This is a genomic window from Georgenia wutianyii, assembly GCF_006349365.1.
In the GTDB taxonomy this organism is placed as follows: Bacteria; Actinomycetota; Actinomycetes; order Actinomycetales; family Actinomycetaceae; genus Oceanitalea; species Oceanitalea wutianyii.
Map to the genome: position 1 here is coordinate 2,488,375 of NZ_CP040899.1, position 18,874 is coordinate 2,507,248.

17 protein-coding genes are annotated in these 18,874 nt (G+C 74.9%); 5 read left to right on the top strand and 12 right to left on the bottom strand.

Features of this window, described 5'->3' with window-relative positions:
* Positions 1-70 precede the first annotated feature (70 nt).
* Both FE251_RS10980 and FE251_RS10985 read right to left on the bottom strand, forming a co-directional pair.
* Positions 71-2,272 (bottom strand): ATP-dependent DNA helicase RecG, encoded by a 2,202-nt coding sequence (locus FE251_RS10980; RefSeq protein WP_230976405.1) that lies wholly within the window; start codon positions 2,270-2,272, stop codon positions 71-73.
* A gap of 29 nt (positions 2,273-2,301) precedes the next feature.
* Positions 2,302-3,822, bottom strand: a complete 1,521-nt coding sequence (locus FE251_RS10985) for a DAK2 domain-containing protein (protein WP_168202712.1) — start codon at positions 3,820-3,822, stop codon at positions 2,302-2,304.
* A gap of 215 nt (positions 3,823-4,037) precedes the next feature.
* On the opposite strand from FE251_RS10985, the gene rpmB reads away from it, so the two are divergent.
* Positions 4,038-4,235 (top strand): 50S ribosomal protein L28, encoded by a 198-nt coding sequence (gene rpmB, locus FE251_RS10990; RefSeq protein ID WP_110853808.1) that lies wholly within the window; start codon positions 4,038-4,040, stop codon positions 4,233-4,235.
* A gap of 111 nt (positions 4,236-4,346) precedes the next feature.
* Positions 4,347-4,886 carry a GNAT family N-acetyltransferase gene (locus FE251_RS10995; protein WP_139948774.1) on the top strand — a complete coding sequence of 180 codons (540 nt, stop codon included), beginning with the start codon at positions 4,347-4,349 and terminating at the stop codon, positions 4,884-4,886.
* 111 nt (positions 4,887-4,997) lie between these two features.
* Here the strand turns inward: FE251_RS10995 and FE251_RS11000 are convergent, their stop codons facing one another.
* Entirely contained in the window at positions 4,998-6,005 is a 1,008-nt protein-coding gene (locus tag FE251_RS11000; protein ID WP_139948775.1) for a thiamine-phosphate kinase, read from the bottom strand.
* Positions 6,006-6,102: 97 nt separating this feature from the next.
* On the opposite strand from FE251_RS11000, the gene FE251_RS11005 reads away from it, so the two are divergent.
* Positions 6,103-6,612 carry a DUF3515 family protein gene (locus FE251_RS11005; protein WP_230976406.1) on the top strand — a complete coding sequence of 170 codons (510 nt, stop codon included), beginning with the start codon at positions 6,103-6,105 and terminating at the stop codon, positions 6,610-6,612.
* Positions 6,613-6,698: 86 nt separating this feature from the next.
* Here the strand turns inward: FE251_RS11005 and FE251_RS11010 are convergent, their stop codons facing one another.
* Positions 6,699-7,868, bottom strand: a complete 1,170-nt coding sequence (locus tag FE251_RS11010; RefSeq protein ID WP_139072545.1) for a D-alanine--D-alanine ligase family protein — start codon at positions 7,866-7,868, stop codon at positions 6,699-6,701.
* 114 nt (positions 7,869-7,982) lie between these two features.
* Between FE251_RS11010 and FE251_RS11015 the strand changes: the two genes are divergently transcribed.
* Both FE251_RS11015 and FE251_RS11020 read left to right on the top strand, forming a co-directional pair.
* Positions 7,983-9,128, top strand: a complete 1,146-nt coding sequence (locus FE251_RS11015; RefSeq protein ID WP_139948777.1) for a trans-sulfuration enzyme family protein — start codon at positions 7,983-7,985, stop codon at positions 9,126-9,128.
* 39 nt (positions 9,129-9,167) lie between these two features.
* Positions 9,168-9,842, top strand: a complete 675-nt coding sequence (locus FE251_RS11020; RefSeq protein WP_139948778.1) for an AMIN-like domain-containing (lipo)protein — start codon at positions 9,168-9,170, stop codon at positions 9,840-9,842.
* Between the two features lie 39 nt (positions 9,843-9,881).
* On the opposite strand, the gene FE251_RS11025 is transcribed toward FE251_RS11020, so the two are convergent.
* The 8 genes from FE251_RS11025 to FE251_RS11060 all read right to left on the bottom strand — a co-directional run bounded on the left by FE251_RS11025 (position 9,882) and on the right by FE251_RS11060 (position 18,811).
* Positions 9,882-10,883, bottom strand: a complete 1,002-nt coding sequence (locus FE251_RS11025) for an NAD(P)H-dependent glycerol-3-phosphate dehydrogenase (RefSeq protein WP_139948779.1) — start codon at positions 10,881-10,883, stop codon at positions 9,882-9,884.
* Positions 10,880-11,659: a lysophospholipid acyltransferase family protein gene (locus tag FE251_RS11030; protein WP_139072541.1), complete on the bottom strand. Its 780-nt coding sequence runs from the start codon at positions 11,657-11,659 to the stop codon at positions 10,880-10,882. The genes FE251_RS11025 and FE251_RS11030 overlap by 4 nt, the downstream gene beginning before the upstream one ends.
* A gap of 39 nt (positions 11,660-11,698) precedes the next feature.
* On the bottom strand, positions 11,699-12,754 hold the full coding sequence (locus FE251_RS11035) for a WxL protein peptidoglycan domain-containing protein (RefSeq protein WP_139948780.1): 1,056 nt from the start codon (positions 12,752-12,754) through the stop codon (positions 11,699-11,701).
* 67 nt (positions 12,755-12,821) lie between these two features.
* A complete protein-coding gene (locus tag FE251_RS11040; RefSeq protein ID WP_139948781.1) occupies positions 12,822-14,678 on the bottom strand; it encodes a hypothetical protein in 1,857 nt (618 codons plus the stop codon).
* A gap of 348 nt (positions 14,679-15,026) precedes the next feature.
* Complete coding sequence (locus FE251_RS11045) at positions 15,027-15,632, bottom strand: response regulator transcription factor (protein WP_139072019.1); 606 nt, start codon at positions 15,630-15,632, stop codon at positions 15,027-15,029.
* Positions 15,629-16,858 (bottom strand): sensor histidine kinase, encoded by a 1,230-nt coding sequence (locus tag FE251_RS11050; protein ID WP_139948782.1) that lies wholly within the window; start codon positions 16,856-16,858, stop codon positions 15,629-15,631. The genes FE251_RS11045 and FE251_RS11050 overlap by 4 nt, the downstream gene beginning before the upstream one ends.
* Before the next feature lie 100 nt (positions 16,859-16,958).
* On the bottom strand, positions 16,959-17,783 hold the full coding sequence (locus FE251_RS11055) for an ABC transporter permease (protein ID WP_139948783.1): 825 nt from the start codon (positions 17,781-17,783) through the stop codon (positions 16,959-16,961).
* A 50-nt stretch (positions 17,784-17,833) separates the two neighbouring features.
* A complete protein-coding gene (locus FE251_RS11060) occupies positions 17,834-18,811 on the bottom strand; it encodes an ABC transporter ATP-binding protein (RefSeq protein ID WP_139072021.1) in 978 nt (325 codons plus the stop codon).
* Between the last annotated feature and the right edge of the window lie 63 nt (positions 18,812-18,874).

Sequence of the window (18,874 nt, forward strand, 5' to 3'; positions counted from 1 at the left end):
CGGAACTCGGCTCTCGCGGGGAAGTCTGCTGTCGAGGGACGGGACGGGACGACGAGGGAGGCGGGACGGGTCAGGTGCGGTCGAGGAACTGGGCTCGCTCGGGGTCGAGCTGCTCGGTGATCGCCTGCCGCAGCGCCGGGTAGGCGGCGAGGGTGCGGTCCCGGTCGACGATCTTGCGGGCGTCCCAACGGGCCTTCTCGATGACCTTGGTGTCGGTGAGCACGCGCAGCAGCCGCAGCGAGCTGCCGTGGCCGGACTGCGCGGCGCCCAGGATGTCGCCCTCGCGCCGCTGCTCGAGGTCCACCTGCGCGAGCTCGAAGCCGTCGGTCGTCGCCTCGAACGCGCGCAGCCGGGCCATCGCCGGGGTGCCCTCACGCGCGGTGGTCCACGCGATGCACGTGCCCGCCCGCGAGCCACGTCCGATGCGTCCGCGCAGCTGGTGGAGCTGGGAGATGCCGAACCTGTCGGCGTCCATGATGACCATGACCGAGGCCTCGGGGACGTCGACGCCGACCTCGACGACGGTGGTCGTCACGAGCACCGGCACCTCACCGGAGGCGAACGCGGCCATCGCGGCGTCCTTCTCCTCCGGGGACATCCGCCCGTGGAGCTCCCCGACCCGGATGCCGTCCAGGGCGGGGTGCTCGCGCAGGATCGCGGCGACCTCGTCGACCGCCGCCAGCTGCGGCTTGCCGTTCCCGGCCGGGGCGACGGGGAGCGCCTGCGCCTCGCCGTCCTCAGCGGCCTCGTCGAGGAGCTCGGTCTCGACGTCGTCGCCCTCGGCGGTGATGCGGGGGCACACGACGTAGACGCGTCCGCCGTCCTCGATCTGCTCCCGCGCGAGCTCCCAGGTGCGCTGGGTCCAGCGCGGGTGGCCGGAGGGCGCGAGGAAGGTGCGGATGCCCGACCGGCCCGCGGGGATCTCGCGCAGGGTGGAGGTCTCGAGGTCGCCGAACACCGTCATCGCGACGGTCCGCGGGATGGGGGTGGCGGTCATGACGAGCAGGTGCGGGGTGACCGCCGCCTTGGCGCGCAGCGCGTCGCGCTGCTCGACGCCGAAGCGGTGCTGCTCGTCGACGACGACGAGCCCGAGGTCGGCGAACTGCACGCCCTCGGACAGCAGCGCGTGCGTCCCGATGACGATGCCCGCCTCCCCCGACGCCGCGGCGAGCAGCGCCTTCTTCCGGGCGGCGGCCGGCAGCGAGCCGGTGAGCAGCTCGACGCGCGTCGCGTCCTCCGCACCGCCGAGCATCCCGGCCTCGGCGAGCGGGCCGAGCATCGCCCGGATGGAGCGGGAGTGCTGCGCGGCGAGCACCTCGGTGGGTGCGAGGAGCGCGGCCTGTCCCCCGGCGTCGACCACCTGGAGCATCGAGAGGAGCGCGACGACGGTCTTGCCGGAGCCGACCTCGCCCTGGAGGAGCCGCTGCATCGGCCACGGCCGGGCGAGCTCGCCGGAGATCTCGGCGACCACCTCCTGCTGCCCCTCGGTCAGCGTGAAGGGCAGCCGCTTGGCGAACGTGTCCCGGATCCCGCCGGCACGTGCCTCGCGAGCGGTCGCCGCCTCCGCCTCTGCCTCGGCCCGTCGCGCCGCGAGCGCGGTCTGGAGGACGAAGGCCTCCTCGTAGCGCAGCCGCTCCCGGCCCCGGCGCCAGTCCTCCTCGGTGCGGGGGTCGTGGACCAGGCGCAGCGCCTCGCGCAGCGTCGGCAGCCCGTCCCGCTCGAGGATCTCGGTGGGCACGGGGTCGGGGACGTCGTCCTCGGTGAGGGGCTGCAGGACCGTCTGCACGGCGCCGCGGATGCGCCACGTGGGCAGCGCGGCGGTCGCGGCGTAGATGGGCGTGGGCCGGGACATCCGCTCCAGCGCGGCAGCCTTGTCCTCCTCGTCGTCGTCGTCGAAGAACTCGAAGCCGGGGTTCTTGAGCATGAGCTTGCCGCCGAAGCGCTCGACGGTGCCGGTGAACAGGCCCACGCGCCCGGCGTACAGGCGCCGCTCGCGGCTCGCGAGGTAGCCGTGGGCGCCGAAGAACCGCAGCGTGATCTCGCCGCTGCCGTCGGTGACGGTGACGTCGAGCATCGAGATGCGCGGCTTGCGGGTGGGGCGCAGCGACGTGCGCGCGATCCGCGCGTTGAGGGTCACGTGGTCCCCGAGCGGCAGGTCACCGAAGTCGGTGAGCCGGCTCGGGTCGCCGTAGCGGCGCGGGTAGTGGCGGGCGAGGTCCCACCCGGTCTCCAGGCCGAGCTTCGCCAGCGCCTTGGCGGTGCGGTCACCCACGAGGCGCGACAAGGGTGTGCTCAACACGGTCACTGGGCCCCCAGGAGGACGTCGGGTGCGGGCCGGCCGCCGTCGAGCAGGAGGACGTCGGCCTGCGGCGCCGTCTCGGCGACGACGGAACGCAGGGTGGCCTCGAGGGCCGCGCGGGCGGGCGTGCCCGGGGCGGCGTCGAGGCCGACGACGGCGGTGAGGAGCTCGTCGTCACGGTGCAGCAGCTCGCGGGCGACCTCCCCGGCCTCGGCGAGCCCGCAGCTCCTCGTGCGCAGGCGGGAGACGGCCTCGGCGGCGACGGCGAGGCGCTCCTGCGCCCCCGCCCCGGGCCGCTGATCGGCGACGACCGTGAGGACGGCGAGCTCCTCACGCGTGCCGGCGACGACGACCCGCTGGGCGTCGGGCAGCAGCGAGCCGACCTCGCGGGCGAGTGCCGCGGACGTCTCGTCGCAGGGCAGGAGGAGGACGTCGGGGGTGCCGGCGTCGACGATCGCCCGCTCCAGGCCGGCGGCGTCCGGATGGAGGACGAGGACCGCCCCGGTGGCGGCGAGCGGCGCGAGCAGGCCGGGCAGCCGCGTGCACGCGACGACGCCGGTCGGCGGCGCGGTGAGCGAGCGCACGCACACCTGCTCGGTGACGGCGGGGTCGGCGAGGACGGCGGCGGGGTCGTCGGTGTGGACGTGGACCTGCCACAGCCCGCGCTCGTGGCCGTCGCTGCCGCCGACGACGGCGAGGGACTCACCCACCGAGCCGAGCCGCTCGCGCAGCGCGGCCGCCTCCGGCGCGGTGGCGTGCAGGACGTACATCACCTCGAACGCGGCCTGCCCGCCGCGGGCGACGACACCCGCACCGAGCCCGCACACCGGCCCGGCGGGGACCGGGCGCGGGGTTGACCACAGGCGTGCCAGCGCCTGCCTGGCGCGCGGTGTGTCGGGAGCGTCGTCGTCGGCGACGGCGGCGAGCGCGTCGAGCAGGATGACGTACCCGGCCGCGCCGGCGTCGACGACGTCGCTCTCGGTGAGGACGTCGAGCTGGCCGCGAGTGTCCGCCAGCGCCACGGCGGCGGCGCGCGCGGCGGACGTGGCGACCTCGGCGACCGTGCCGTCGGAGGCACCCAGCGCCGCCTCGGCGGCGGCGTCGGCGACGGTGAGGACGGTCCCCTCGACGGGCCGCGCGACTGCCCGGCGGGCCTCGTCGGCCGCCGCGCGCAGGGCAGCGGCCAGGAGCGGGCCGTCGAGCACGTCGTGGCCGGCGACGGCGCCCGCGAGGCCGCGCATGGCCTGGCTGAGGATGACGCCGGAGTTGCCGCGTGCCCCGACGAGCGCACCGCGCGCGGCAGCCGCGGTGAGCTCGGGGAGGCCGGCGTCCGCGCCGAGGGTGGACGCCGCACGCGCTGCGCCGGCGAGCGTGAGGACGAGGTTGGTGCCGGTGTCGCCGTCGGGCACGGGGAAGACGTTGAGCACGTCGACCTGGCGGCGGACGGCGAGCAGCGACCGCAGCCCCTGCTCGAACCAGCGGCGCACGTGCGCCGGGCCGAGCACGGTGAGCGTCTCGGTCACGTCCGTCCCTTCGGTAAGATCTGCTGCGACACAGGCTATAAGCCGCCGCCGACACGGCGGGGTGAGGTGTGTCGCACCGTTTGGGGCTGGCCTCAGGTGTCGGGTATCCTGCTGAGGTTGCCCTCCCGGGGGCCGGTCCGGCACCGAGTGTGCCGACCATGATGACCATCCACGATCACCCGGTCGTGTGCCAGCAAGAGATTCAGGAGAAGACCGTGGCTGCCACCTGCGACGTCTGCGGCAAGCACCCCAGCTTCGGCAAGAGCGTCTCGCACTCCCACGTGCGGACGAGCCGTCGGTGGAACCCGAACATCCAGCGCGTGCGCACCAACGTGAACGGCACCGCCAAGCGGATGAACGTCTGCACCTCGTGCCTCAAGGCCGGCAAGGTCCAGCGCGCCACCAGCGCGTGACCAGCCGCCCGGCCCACCGGGTGATCTGAGACCGCTCCGAAGGGCCGTCCGACATCGTCGGACGGCCCTTCGGCGTTGCCTCGACGGGGTGGGGACCGCGAGCATGTGCCGATGCACACCCTCACGACCGAGCGGCTCACCCTGCGTCCCTGGACCGACGACGACGTCGACTTCGCCCTCGACCTCTACTCCCGCTGGGACGTGGTGCAGTTCCTCGGCACGGAGCCGCGGGCGATGACCGACCGCGAGGAGGCGGTGGAGCGGGTCGCTCGCTTCCGCGGCGCCGACGACTCCCTCCACGGCGTCTGGCTCGCGACCCGCCGCACGAGCGGCGAGCGCCTGGGCACGCTCCTGCTCAAGCAGATCCCGGCCTCCGGGCCGGTCCTCCCGCTGGAGCCGTCCGGCGAGACGGAGATCGGCTGGCACATGCACCCCGACTCCTGGGGGCACGGCTATGCGACCGAGGCGGCCGGCCGGGTGCTCGAGCACGCGTTCGCCGGCGGTCTGGAGCGCGTCGTCGCGGTGACGAACCCCCGGAACACGGCCTCGCAGCGGGTGGCGCTGCGCATCGGGATGGAGCACCTGGGGCAGAGCGATCGCTTCTACAACGCCACGTGCGAGCTGTTCCTCGCCGAACGCCCGGCGGACTGAGCGCTCTCAGGGACGCCCTTTTGCGGCTCCGCACCCCGCCGCACGGGGCGTCCGAGGGCGCCAGGGGGCGTCCCAGAGGGTCGTGGGCCTGGCCTGCTGCGGCACCCGCGCTCAGGCGCGGAAGTGGTCCCAGCCGGGGGCGGTGACGTGGGCGGCGTCGGCGGGGCTCGGTACGACCCGCGGGCCGGCGGGTCCGGCCGCGCGGACCGTGCCGATCCTGCGGAACCCGGGCGGCAGCGGACGGTCGGGCGCGAAGGTGGCGAGCAGTCCGTGGTCCTCCCCGCCGGTGAGCAGCCACGCGGCGGCGTCGGCGCCGAGCCTGCGGGCAACGGGCTCGAGCCGGGCGAGGTCGGGCGCGAGCGCCTCGGCGACGGGGTCGAGGAGGATCTCCACGCCCGACGCGCGGGCCATCCGCCCGGCGTCGCGCACGAGCCCGTCGCTCACGTCCATCATCGCCGTCGCCCCGGCGTCGGCCGCCTGCGGCCCGGCGGCGTAGGGGGGCGCAGGACGCAGGAAGGCGCCGACGACGGCCGCGGTGTCGGGGTCCCCGGTGTACGGGAGACCGGCCTCGAGGACGGCGTAGCCCGCCGCGGCCCTGCCCAGGGCGCCGGCGTGGGCGAGCACGTGACCTGGCCGAGCCCCGGAACGCAGCACCGGCGCCCGGCCCTCGAGGTCCCCGTGCACGGTGACGGCGACGACGACCCGCTCCCCCGCGCTGAGGTCCCCGCCGTCGACCCCGACGCCGAGCGGCGCGCACTCCTCGGCCAGGCCGCGCGCGAGGTCGAGCAGCCAGGCCACGGGCGTCGTCGGGGGCAGGACGAGCCCGACGACCATGCTCGTCGGGAGGGCCCCCATGGCGGCGATGTCGGCGAGGTTCTGGGCGGCGGCGCGTGCCCCGACGTCACGGGCGGTGCCCCAGTCGCGACGGAAGTGGTGGCCCTCGACGAGGACGTCGGTCGAGACGACGAAGCGCCCGTCCGGTGCGGCGACGACGGCGGCGTCGTCGCCCGTGGGGACGAGCGTGGCGCGCCCGCGCGGCAGGAGCGGTGCGAAGCTCGCGATGAGCTCGGTCTCGGAGAGGTCGGCGACGACCGGCGCCTGGTCGGGGGAGCTCGTCACGCGTCCACGCTACCCGGCGCCGGCCCGCCCCCTCCCCCGCCCACGGCGCGGCCAGCGGTGTGCGGGGAGGACCTCGCGCCGGGTTACCGTGAGGGACGTGAGACGAGGCGCTGGTGTGACGGTGGCGGTGGCGGGGGTCGCGGTGCTCGGCGGGTGCGCGAGCCCGGTGACGGTCCCTCCAGGGCCGCAGGCGTCGGACCCGGTGTGCGCGGAGGTGCTCCAGCTGCTGCCCGGTGAGCTCGCGGGCGGCGCGCAGCGCTCGATCTCCAGCCAGGCCACGGCCGCGTGGGGCGAGGACCCAGCGGTGACGCTGCGCTGCGGCGTCGAGGTCCCCGGGCCGAGCACCGAGCGGTGCATCACGGTCGAGAACGGGGACTCCTCGGTCGACTGGCTCGCCCTCGAGGGCGACGACGAGACGGTGCCCGAGCACGCGCGCCTCGAGAGCGGCGCGTGGACGTTCGTCACCTACGGCCGGGTGCCGGCCGTCGAGGTCGTCGTGCCCACCGAGCGTGGCGGGGACCAGCCGACGGCGGTGCTCGTCGACCTCGCCCCCGCCGTCGAGCTCACCACCGCCGAGCGCCACTGCGTGGGCATCGGCGACGCCTGACGGCGCGAGCGCGGGCACGACCGCCGAGCGCGGGTGGCACGCCGGGCGCGCTCGCGCGGTTCACCCGCGGTCGCGCCCGGGACGCCCTAGCGCAGGCCGACGGGCCGCTCGAGGGCGAGCTGGACGAGCTCGTCGACCAGCTCTGCGTAGCTCATCCCGCTCCGCTCCCACATGAGCGGGTACATGGAGAACGGGGTGAAGCCGGGCATCGTGTTGACCTCGTTGACCGTCACCGCGCCGGTGGGCGAGACGAAGAAGTCCACGCGGGCGAGGCCCTCGCACCCGAGGGCCTCGAAGGCCTCCGCGGCGAGCTCGCGCACCCGCGCGATGACGTCCTCGGGCAGCTCCGCCGGGCAGCTGAGCCGCACGTGCGCGGCGTCGATGTACTTGGCCTCGAAGTCGTAGAAGTCGTGGCCGGAGACGGCGATCTCACCGGGCAGCGCCGTGCGGGCGGGCTGGTCGCCGCGCCCCCCGAGGACGGCGCACTCGATCTCGCGCCCCTCGATCGCCGCCTCGACGATGACCTTGGGGTCGTGCCGCTGGGCCTCGGCGACGGCGGCGGCCAGGTCCTGGCGACTCTCCACCTTGCTGATGCCGAGGGAGGACCCGGCCCGGGCGGGCTTGACGAAGACCGGGAAGCCGAGGCTCTCGACGGCGTCGGTCGCGGCCTCCGGGTCGGTGCGCCACAGCCGCGGGGTGATGACGGTGTACGGGCCGACGGGCAGCCCGTGCCCGGCGAGCACGACCTTCATGTAGTGCTTGTCCATGCCCACCGCCGAGGCGAGCACGCCGGAGCCGACGTAGGGCAGGTGGGCGAGCTCGAGCAGGCCCTGGAGCGTGCCGTCCTCGCCGTAGGGTCCGTGGAGCACCGGGAAGACGACGTCGACCTCCCCCAGGCTCCGGGGCAGCTTGCCGTGCTCCGAGACGATGAGCTCGCGGTCGGAGGTCGCCATCGGCAGGACGACGTCGCCGGCCGCGCTGACCACCTCGGGCAGGTCGGAGCCGGCGATCGAGAGCATGTCGGGGTCGTCCGGGGCGAGCACCCACTGGCCCGAGGGCGTGATGCCGATGGGCAGGACGTCGTAACGCTCCCGGTCCAGGGCGCGCAGGACACCGGCGGCGGTGGCACAGCTGATCGCGTGCTCCCCGCTGCGCCCTCCGAAGACGAGGGCGATCCGGGTGCGGCGCGGCGGGCCCTCGGTCGCGGTGGCGTCCGGGGTCGCGGCGGGGGTGGCGGGCGTGGGTGAGTCGCTCATCGTTCGTGAGACTACCCGCGGGTGGCGCGACCGCCCTCCCAACCCGCCGCCTGAGCCCTCGGCCACCCTCCGGACACCGGCGGGCGTGTCGGTGCCACCGCATACGCTGGCCGGGTGAACGCGGACCTCAGCCCCAGCACGTACGCCGTCGTCGCCGGACGCCCGGAGCGCACCGAGGGCGCGCCGGTCAACCCGCCGGTCGTGCTCTCCTCCACCTACGTCGGCCGCGGGGAGGTGCAGCCGGGGCGCCACGTCTACACCCGCCTCGGCACCGAGACCTGGGAGCCCTTCGAGGAAGCGCTCGCCGGTCTCGAGCGGGCGAGCGAGCCCGCGCTCGTGTTCGCCTCCGGCATGGCCGCGGTGAGCGCGGCGCTCGACCTCACCCGCCCGGGCAGCCGGCTCGTCGTGCCGCGCCACGCCTACCACGCCACCCTCGTCGCAGCGCACCGGCTGGCCGGGCGCAGCGCGGTCGAGGTCGTCGAGGTCGACATCGCCGACACCGCGGCCGTCCGCGCGGCCATCACCGGCGGTCCCACCTCCCTGGTCTGGGTCGAGACGCCGACCAACCCGATGCTCGAGGTCGCCGACATCCGCGAGGTCAGTGCGGCCGCCCACGCCGCCGGCGCGCTCGTCGCGGTCGACAACACGTTCGCCACGCCGCTCGCGCAGCGGCCGCTGGAGCTCGGTGCCGACGTCGTCGTCCACTCGGTGAGCAAGTACCTCTCGGGGCACTCCGACCTCATCCTCGGCGCCGTCGTCACCTCCTCGCGCGAGCTCTACGACGCCGTGCGCGCCACCCGGGACATCGTCGGCGGGATCGCCGGGCCGTGGGAGACGTGGCTCGCGCTGCGTGGCCTGCGGACCCTCGCCCTGCGCGTGGAGCGCTCGCAGGCCAACGCCGCCGAGCTCGCCCGGCGCCTCGCCGACCACCCCGACGTCGTCGCCGTCGGGCACCCGTCGCTGCCCAGCCACCCGCAGCACGAGCTCGCCGGCGCGCAGATGGAGGGCTACGGCTCGATCCTCACGCTGCGCCCGCGCGGCGGGCAGGCGGGGGCCGACGCGCTCGCCGGCGCGGTCCGGCTGTGGGTGCCGGCCACGAGCCTGGGCGGAGTGGAGTCCAGCCTCGAGCGGCGCCGCCGGTTCGCCTCCGAGGCGCCCACGGTCCCGGTCGACCTCCTGCGCCTGTCGGTGGGCATCGAGGACGTCGAGGACCTGTGGGCCGACCTCGCCCTCGGCCTCGCCGCGGCGGCGCGGGACTAGCATCGGGATCCCGACGACGGCCAACAGGAAGGCACCACCATGACGACCCGGCACGACGTGCGACGCCGTCTCCTCACCGCGGCGACCGCCTCCGTGCTCGCCCTCGGTCTGGCCGCCTGCGGCGAGGACACCGAGCCGAGCCCCGGCGGGACGACCACCCCGCCGGTGGGGACCGAGCCGACCACCGAGCCCGGGTCTGCCACGCCGACCGAGGACGCCACGACCACGGCACCCACCGGCGAGCCGTCCGGCGAGGAGACCGACCAGTCGGCGCTGCCGCCGTTCGAGCCGGCGGGCACGCCGCGGACGTCCGAGCCCAGCGGCGACCTGCTCCTGCCGGTCGACCTGCGGGTCGGGGACCACGAGGGCTACGAGCGCGTCGTCATCGACCTCGAGGGTGAGGGCGTTCCCGGCTGGCAGACCGAGTACGTCACCGAGGCGATCGAGGACGGCCGCGGCGAGCGCGTCGACGTCGCCGGTGACGCCATCCTCAGCGTCTACGTCTCGGGCACCCGCTACCCCGACGAGGGCGAGGCGCACTACGTGTCCCAGGGCCCTGTCGACGGGTCGGACGTCATCGAGGAGGTCCACTACCTCGGGACCTTCGAGGGCCTCACCCAGCTGTTCATCGGTGTCGACGGCGGGCCGGCCGACTACCGGGTCCTCACCCTGTCGAACCCCGCCCGCCTCGTCATCGACATCGCCGAGGACTGACCGGCCCACCTCGCCGGCGGGGACGCCCCGCCGGCGAGGTCACGCCTGCTCGGCCTTGCGGGGCCGGGAGAGCAGCGCCGCCGTCATCTCCGGCACCGGCAGCCCCTCGTGGAGCACGGCCGCGACCGCCTGGGTGATGGGCATCTCCACGTCGTGGGCGGCGGCGAGCTCGAGGACGGCGCGACACGTGCGCACGCCCTCCGCGGTGCCACCGGTGGCGGCGGTCGCCTCCGCGAGCGTCATGCCCTCACCGACGTGCCGCCCGAGCGTGTGGTTGCGCGACAGCCGCGAGGCGCACGTCGCGACGAGGTCCCCGAGCCCCGCGAGCCCCGCGAGCGTCTCCGCCTGCGCACCGAGCGCCAGGCCGAGCCGGGTCGTCTCGGCCAGGCCGCGGGTGATGATCGTCGCCGTCGTGTTGTCGCCGAAGCCGCGGCCCTGGGCCATGCCGACCGCGAGCGCGATGACGTTCTTCACCGCACCGCCGAGCTCGGCGCCGACGACGTCGGCGTGGGTGTAGGGGCGGAAGTACGGCGTCGCGCACGCGTGGGCCACGCGTGCCGCGGTCTGCTCGTCGGTGGCCGCGACGACGGTGGCGGTGGGCTGGTGGGCGGCGATCTCGCGGGCGAGGTTGGGTCCGGAGACGACGGCGATCCGCCGCTCGTCCAGGCCGAGCGCCTCACGCAGGACCTCGCTCATCCGCTCCCCCGTGCCCGGCTCCACGCCCTTCATGAGCGAGACGACGACGGCGTCGGACGCCAGTGCGGGGCCGACGTCGGCGAGGACGGCGCGCACGGCCTGCGAGGGCACCGCGACGGCGACGACCTCCGCCCCCTCGACGGCGGCGCGGAGGTCGGTCGTGGCGCGCACGCCGTGCGGGAGCTCGATGCCCGGCAGGTAGCGCTCGTTGCGGTGCTCCTCGGTGATCTGCCGGCACGTCTGCGGGGAGCGTCCCCACACGGTGACGTCGTTGCCGGCGTCGGCCAGGACGGCCGCGAACGTCGTGCCCCAGCTGCCGGTGCCGAGGACTGCCGCGCGGCTCACGCGGCGGTCCTGCGCGCGGCGCGGCGCTCGGCCTTGCGGGCGGCGCGGGCGGCGAGCTGCTCGGCGCGCGGGTCGCCGTCGCGGCGGATGTCGTACGGGCGGGCGGGCGGCTGCGCCTCACGCAGCTCGGCGAGCATCGCGGTGAGGGTGGCCATGATGCGCGCGGTCGCCTCGCGGTGGGCCTCCGGCTCCTCCGCCCGGTCGTAGAGGTCGTCGAGGTCGACGGGAGGACCGGCGTACACCGTCACCCGCCGGCGCGGGACCGGGTGGGGCACCGTCGCGAAGGGGGCCAGCACGTCCTGGACGCCCCACAGCGCGACCGGGATCACCGGGACGCGCACGGACAGGGCGAGGCGGCCGACGCCGGAGCGTGCCGTCATCGGCCACAGGTCCGGGTCCCGGGTGAAGGTGCCCTCGGGGAAGATCCCCACGCACAGGCCATCGGCGAGCGCCTGTCGCGCCGGCTCGAGGGACTCGCGGGCGGCGCTGGTGTTGCGTCGGACCGGGATCTGGCCGACCTTGCGCAGCGCCCACCCGAGGACCGGCACCTTGAACAGGGAGTGCTTGGCGAGGAAGCGCGGGGCCGCGCCGTTGTTGTAGAGGAAGTGGGCCAGCACGAGCGCGTCGAGGTTCGTCAGGTGGTTGCCGGCGGCGATGAAGCCGCCCTCGGCCGGCAGGTGCTCGGCGCCGCGCCAGTCCACTCTCATCCCCGCTCGGAGGATCGGACGGAGGACACCGGCGGCGAGCGTGTAGAGCAGCGGGACGGGACGAGCCATTCTCGGATCGTATCGCCGGCCGTGCGGGCCTCCGTGCGCTCACCGGGTGGGCACCGTCACGTCCGCGACGACGCCGCTCCCCTTCACCACAGGGTCCCCGGAGCCGGCCGCCCGGCGGGCGCGCCGGCGTCGGACGGCCCGCACGAGCCGCCGGACGGTGAGCGCGAGGACGAGGAGCACGGCGGCCGCGGGGAGCCACGGCACCGCGAGGGTGGTGACCTCGGCGGTGTCCCGGACGGCGTCGGGGCCCACGCTCAGCCGGCCGAGGACCGACAGGTCGGCCGTGAGCACGCCCCAGGCGGGCACCGAGGGCAGGACGAGGGAGTCGGCCAACCCGGTGAGCTCGGACGCGCGCAGGCTGTCACCGGGCATGAGCTCGGGGATCGGCCCGGCAGCCACGTCCGCGCGCATCGTCCCGAGCGGCCCGGCGACGGTCGCGGCCGACTGCGGGACGAGCCGTGCGTTGCCGGTGTTCGTCACCGTGAAGTCCAGGCGCGTCTCACCCGACCAGAAGTTCCACCACGGTGCGTCGCGGGTGAGGGTGAGGTCGGAGACCTGCATCGAGGGCGCGAGGTCGCCCGGCACCCGGAGGTACACGCGGCTCGCGACCCGCGCCTCGACGAGGACGCGCTGGCCGGTGCTCGTCGTCTCCTCCCGCGGCATGGAGACGACGACGCCGGCGAGGTAGTCACCCGGCTGCTCGTTGCCCGGCACGGCGACGGTGAACGGGACGGCCGTCTCCTCACCCGGGGCGAGCGTGACCTGCGCGGCCTGCGGGGTGATCCACGCGCCGGCGAAGCGAGGGGTGTCCTCGGCGAGGAGGAGGCCGAGCTCCCCCGAGGGGGTGGTGACGGCGTCGGTGGCCCACACGTCGACCGTGATCTCCTCCTCGCCCCGGTTGCGCACGAGCACGGTGTCCTCGTGGACCGCACCGGGGTCGAGGGTGAGCTCGAAGGCCTCGCGGGGTCCGGCGTCGTCCGGGGCGGGCAGCACCTCCCAGGCGGCGGGCGGTGGCGCGGGCTCCTCCTGGGCCGCTGCCGCCGGCGGCAGGGTGGTCGCGGCGAGCAGGGCCACCGCGGTGATCAGTCGTCTCATCGGTCCTCCTCGGTGCGGTGCCGCCGGTGCGGGAGGGCACTGGCCCTCCCGCACCGGCGGTGTGGTGCTAGAAGACGGTGACCGTCACCTGGGCGACGTAGTCGCCGGGGACCGTCGACGTCGGGGCGTGCAGGAGCAGCTCCCCGCCGACCGTCGTCGTGCCGCGGCCGCCACCGGGGGCGGCCGTCGCGAGGGTCGTGCCCTCGGTGAACCCGTCACCGGGGGCGACCGGCGCACCGGGCGTCACCTCCTGACCGGGCGCCTGGGACAGCACCCGGGGCGTGACCCCGAGGTATCGCCCGTCGAGCACCGCCGGTCCGGCCCGGAAGTCGCTCACCTCGGCGGTGAGCGACCATCCTGGGTCGGCCGGACGGGTGTCGGCCACCGTGATGGTCGGCATCTCACCGGACGCCGCGAGCAGGGTGAGCGAGGAGTCGAGCTCGGCCATCCCGAGGTCGACCTGCCCGGCCCCGACCGCGACGGCGAGTCCGCCCGTCTCGGGGATCCCGACCGTGACGTCGAAGCTCGCCGACGTCTCCCCGGTGACGGGCTGGGTGGCGCCCCGCACCTGGGACATCAGCCAGTCGTGGGTGACCGGGTTGTTGTAGGCCGGCACCCAGGAGAAGTGGCCGTTGAGCGGGATGCTCGGGCCGTCGGCGTCGGGCGGGGTGCCGGTCGTCCCCGTGGGGAAGATCGTCACGAGGTGGTGGGCCCCGCGGTCCCGCGCCGCGTTCCACTGCTCCGTCTGGAGCGCCGTCGCCTCGGCGAGCGGCAGGTTGCCCGGCCACTCGCGCTGGACGACGTCGACCCCGAGCCGCTCGAGCCCGACGACGGACTGACGCACGCCGGCGACGGGGACGGTGCCGTCGTCCTCGGAGTGGAACTGCCAGATCGGCAGGTCGACGACGTCTGCCAGCCCGGGGTGGTCACCCGGGCCGTAGGCGACCGTCACCGCCGCGGCGAAGGGGGACGGGTCGTCGAACAGCATGTTCCACGTGCCGATCGAGCCCATCGAGATGCCGGTGATGTACACCCGCTCGGGGTCGACCGGGAGCGTCTCCTTGGCGTGCTCCACCATGGCGAACAGCGCCGCGCGGCCCTCGTCGTTGCCCCACTGGAAGTCCGGGTGGCGCTGGGGCGCGAGGACGAACGCGGGGTGCTCGGCCTGTGCCTCGGGCTCGGCCCAGGAGGTGACGAGCCGGTTGGCGAGGAGCTGGGCGGCGTTGTCGGTGCCCGACTCCCCCGCCCCGTGGAGGGCGAGGACGAGCGGGTAGAGCGTGCCGTCGTCCTCGCCGTCGCGCACCGCCTCGGGCTGGAACAGGCGGTAGGCGAAGTCGGAGCCCTCTCCCTCCCACTGCTCGACGGAGAAGTCGTCGACGACGCCGCGCGTGACGGCAGTGTTGACGACCGTCGTCGTGCGGGCGGGGACTGTCTCGTCGTCGCCGACGAGGTCGGCCGTCTGGCGCACGGTGTACGCGCCGTCGAGCCGGTACTGGTTGTTGACGCCGGTGTAGTAGAGCACCGCCGCGTTGGGGTCGTACCGCGAGAGCTCGAGGATGACCCAGTCCCCCGCGGTGTTGGTGCGGTCGGCCGACCGCTCGGGCGCGTCGTTGAGATAGGCGTGGGTGACGGTGCGGGCCTGGTTGGACGTGTTGCCCGCGGTGGAGCCGACGAGGTTCGCGGTGACGGCGAACGCGTCGGGGTCGGGGAGCACGTCACCGAAGTCGAGCTCGGTGGAGTACTGGACGGCGAGCGCCGTCACCTTGGCGCCCTCGTCGAGGGTCTCGACGATGACGACGGAGTCGGCGATCTGCGCGCTGCTCGCGTCGGCGTACGCCGGTGCGGCTGCGAGCAGGCCCAGGCCGAGCGCGGCGACGGCTCCGACGGAAACTGCGACCCGAGTTCTCGGGACGGGTTCTCTCATGACTGCACATCCTCACTTCATCGTGGTGATGACGTCCTACGACTGGAAGCCGGTACACGCGCACATAGGACGCACTCACGTCCGGAAGAAATGCCGGCGAACGACGTCGTCCAGTACGGCTGTCGCCCCCCGACGCGCTGGACGCTAGCGAGGTGCGAGGGCCGTGACAACAGGCCGTCCATGGGCGGCGACACTTCTGTCGGCTAATGTCGCCCGCAATTGCCGAAGGCCCATTCCTTTTGCGAGAGGAAATGGCACGGAAAGCGATTCCGGTTATCGGACGGAAGCCGCCCTGTCATCCTGCGCGAGGTGCGAGGACGTTCCTCCGTCGGTCCAGTCGCGCCGGCCTCAGATCCAGCCGTGCCGCCGGGCCACCTGGACGGCCTCGTGGCGGTTCGCCGCGCCGAGCTTCATCGCCGCCGAGGAGAGGTAGTTGCGGACCGTGCCGGGACTGAGGTGGGCCCGCTGGGCGATCTCCTCGACCGGCGTGCCGTCGACCGCGAGCTCGAGGACGTCGGCCTCGCGCGGGGTGAGCGGGGAGTCCCCCGCGCTGATCGCCTCGGCCGCGAGCTCCGGGTCGACGTAGCGTCCGCCGGCGCGCACCTGGCGCACGACGTCGGCGAGCACCCGGCCCGAGACGGTCTTGGGCACGAAGGCCGACACGCCTGCCTCGAGCGCCCGCTTGAGGTAGCCGGGGCGCCCGTGGCTGGTGACGATGACCGAGCGGCAGCCCGGCACGTCGGCCGCGAGCTGCTGCGCGACGGCGATGCCGTCCAGGCCGGGCATCTGGAGGTCGAGCACGGCGACGTCCGGCTTGTGGTGGCGGCCCGCGGCCACGGCCTCCGGCCCGGAGGCGGCCTGGGCGACGACCTCGATGTCCTCCTCCAGGCCCAGCAGCCCGGCGAGCGCGTCGCGGATGAGGTTCTCGTCGTCGGCGAGCAGGATGCGGATCACGAGCCCTCCGTGAGGTCGGCGGTGTCGAGCGGGACGCGTGCCCGCAGGGTGAAGGTGTCTCCCGAGACACCCGTGGTGAGCGAGCCGCCGAGGCGCGCCAGCCGCTCGGAGAGACCGAGCAGGCCGGAGCCTGCGGACGGCGGGCCGCTCACGCCGTCGTTGGTCATCGTCAGCTGGGCGGCCGGGGCGACGCCCTCCTCGACGATCGCGAGGTCGATCGTGCACGTGCCGGCCGAGGAGTGGCGCACGACGTTCGTCGCGCCCTCGCGGACCACCCAGCCGAGCGCGGACTGCGCGCCGGGCGGCAGGACGGTGTCCTCGCCGATGACGCGGGTGCGCACGCCGGCCGAGCGGAGCATCGAGCGGGCACCGGCGAGCTCGGTGGGCAGGTCGGCCTGGCGGTAGCCGGCGACGACGGCGCGCACCTCGCGCAGCGACTCGTTGGCCAGCTCGCGCACCTCGAGCATCTGCTCGGCGGCGCGCTCGCCCTGACCGCGGCGGCTGAGCTCGGCGCCGAGCTCGCTCTTGAGCGCCATGGCCGACAGCGCGCGCCCCAGGACGTCGTGCAGGTCGCGCGAGAAGCGCAGCCGCTCCTCGGCCACGGCGAGACGGGCGTGGAGCTGGCGGGTGCGCTCCTGCTCCCAGACCACGCCCATCATCCACACCGAGATCCGGAAGCTCAGCGAGATCGTGACGAGGACGATGCCGAAGCTCACCATGGAGATCGCCACGCCGGTCCACGTCATGGCGGGGCGGTTGGCGAGGGCGGCGAGCACGCCCGCGAGGGCGGAGGCGGGCAGGAGGGCGACTGAGGTGAGGACCGGCGCGAGGGCCCAGAGCGCACAGGCCAGGACGAGCACGAGTGCCCCACCACGGCCGGCCCAGCCGAAGTCGTCCTCCGCCGGGACGAGCATGAGGCAGGCCGCCACGGCCGCAGCGGTGAGCACGAGGAACACCGTGAGCGGGCGCCGCGGCAGGGCGGCGTTGTCCCGGTAGGCGGTGACGCCGTCGCGCAGGACGACGACGCCGGCGGCCGTCTGCGCCGCGAACGTGCCGACGAAGACGATGAGCCCGAGCGGCGAGCGCTCCTCGGGCTCGGTCGCACCGAGGAGGACCAGCGCCATGAACGGGAGCAGCGCGAGCAGGACGTAGAGGGTCCAGCGGGTGTAGGTCTCCATCCGCTGGGGTGCCGTGCGGCGGCGCCACAGCTCCATCATCCGCACCATGCGGTCCCTCCCTCTCCGGCTCCCGCCGACAGTACCGACCCCGTGGGACATGACGGACCGCCGGCCCGGCTCGTGGCCGGACCGGCGGTCGGACCGACAGTCAGCGACGCGGCTCCCAGCGCATCCAGCGCTGGGTCGCGACGGCCCCGAGGACCGCCCACACGAGGAGCGCGGCGATCGGCTGGGTGACGTCGGCGAGGGCACCGGAGGACACCGTGCCGTCGAGGGCGACGGCGCCGAGCCCGTGCTGCATGAGCGCGACCACCGGGTACATCGGGGTCCACTGCGCGACCCGCTCGACGAGGTCGGGCAGGACGTGCAGCGGCACGGCCAGCCCGGACAGGGCCATGGCGGCGAGGAGGACGGGCAGCGTGGTGAGCTGGGCCGTCTCCACGGTGCGGGTGAGCCCGGAGGACGCCGTCGCGAGGAGCGTGAAGACGACGATCCCGCCGACGACCGCCAGGGCCACGAGCGCCGGGTTCTGCACGCCCGGCAGCTCGAACCAGATGCCGGACGCGACGACGCCGAGGACGAGCTGGGCCAGGAGGATGACCACGGCGGGAGTCGCGGTGGCGACGACGATCTCGGTTCGGGAGACGTCCCCGGTGAGCAGCCGCTTGAGGACGAGCTCCTCGCGGCGGGCGACGATCGTCGTCGTGAGGTTGTAGTAGACGACGATGACGAGCGCGATGGCCGCGAGGCTCGTGACGAGCATCCCGGCGATGGCGCTGCCGGCGCCGTCGGGCACGAGGTCGAGCGCGGCGAGGAAGACGACCGTGAGCGGCGCGAGCGCCACGGCGTTGAACAGGGTGGTGCGGTTGCGCACGAGCAGGGTGAGCTCGGCGCGGACGAGGGACATGATGCGGGCGGTGCGCCCGGCGCGTGGCGCGGAGGCCGTGGCCGGGGCGAGGGCTGTGGTGGTCATGGTGTGGTCCTTTGCGGAAGTCTGCTGTCGCGAGTGGGTGGGGTGGCGGGTCAGGCGTTCGCGGGGGCGAGGGCCTCGGCCGCGGCGGCCTCCCCCTCGTTCGCGACGGCGAGGAACGCACGCTCGAGGGAGGCGTGGCTCGCCTCGAGGTTCGTCAGCGCCTCACCGGCGGTGTTCGCCCGCTCGAGGAGCGCGGCGAGGGTGACCTGCAGGTCGAGCGACTCGATCTCCACGAGCCCGGTGCGGCTGCGCCCGGCGGTGAGCAGGGCGGGCAGGCCGTGGAGCGTGCGCGGGTCGGCGAGGTCGCCGGCCGTGGTGCGGTAGCGGATCCGGGCGGGCTCATCGGCGACGATCTCGGCGACCGTGCCGGTGCGGACGATCTCCCCGCGGTGCATGATCGCCAGCCGGTCGGCGAGCTCCTCGGCCTCCTCGAGGTAGTGCGTCGTGAGGACGACGGTCGTGCCGGCCTCGAGCAGGTTGCGCACGAGCTCCCACGCGGCCCGGCGGGACTGCGGGTCCAGGCCGGTGGTCGGCTCGTCGAGGAAGAGGATCTCCGGGCGGCCCATGACGGCCAGCGCGAGGTCGAGCCGGCGGCGCTCACCGCCGGACAGCGACTTCACCTGGACGCCGGCCCGGTGGCCGAGGTCGACGAGGTCGAGCGCGGCAGCGACGGGCATCGGGGAGCCGAGCGTCCCGTGCCACATCCGCGCGGTCTCCTCGGTGGTGAGGTCGGCGGGGAACCCGGCCTCCTGGAGCATGATCCCGGTGCGGGGCCGCACCAGGTGCCGGTCACGGTAGGGGTCCTCCCCCAGCACCCGGACGGTGCCGGCGCTCGCCGGGGCGATGCCCTCGACGACCTCGAGCAGGGAGGTCTTGCCCGCGCCGTTCGTGCCGAGGAGCGCGAAGAGCTCCCCGCGGCGCACGGTGAGGTCCACGCCCCGCACGGCGGTGAACGCGGAGGAGCCGGTGCCGTAGCGGCGCTGGACTCCCGAGACGGTGATGACGGAGCTGGTGTCGGTGGTGGTCATGGCTCCACCTTCCCCCGCGTTCCGGGCGCCCGGCAGTGCAGGGTGTCATCGGCTCCGGTGGAC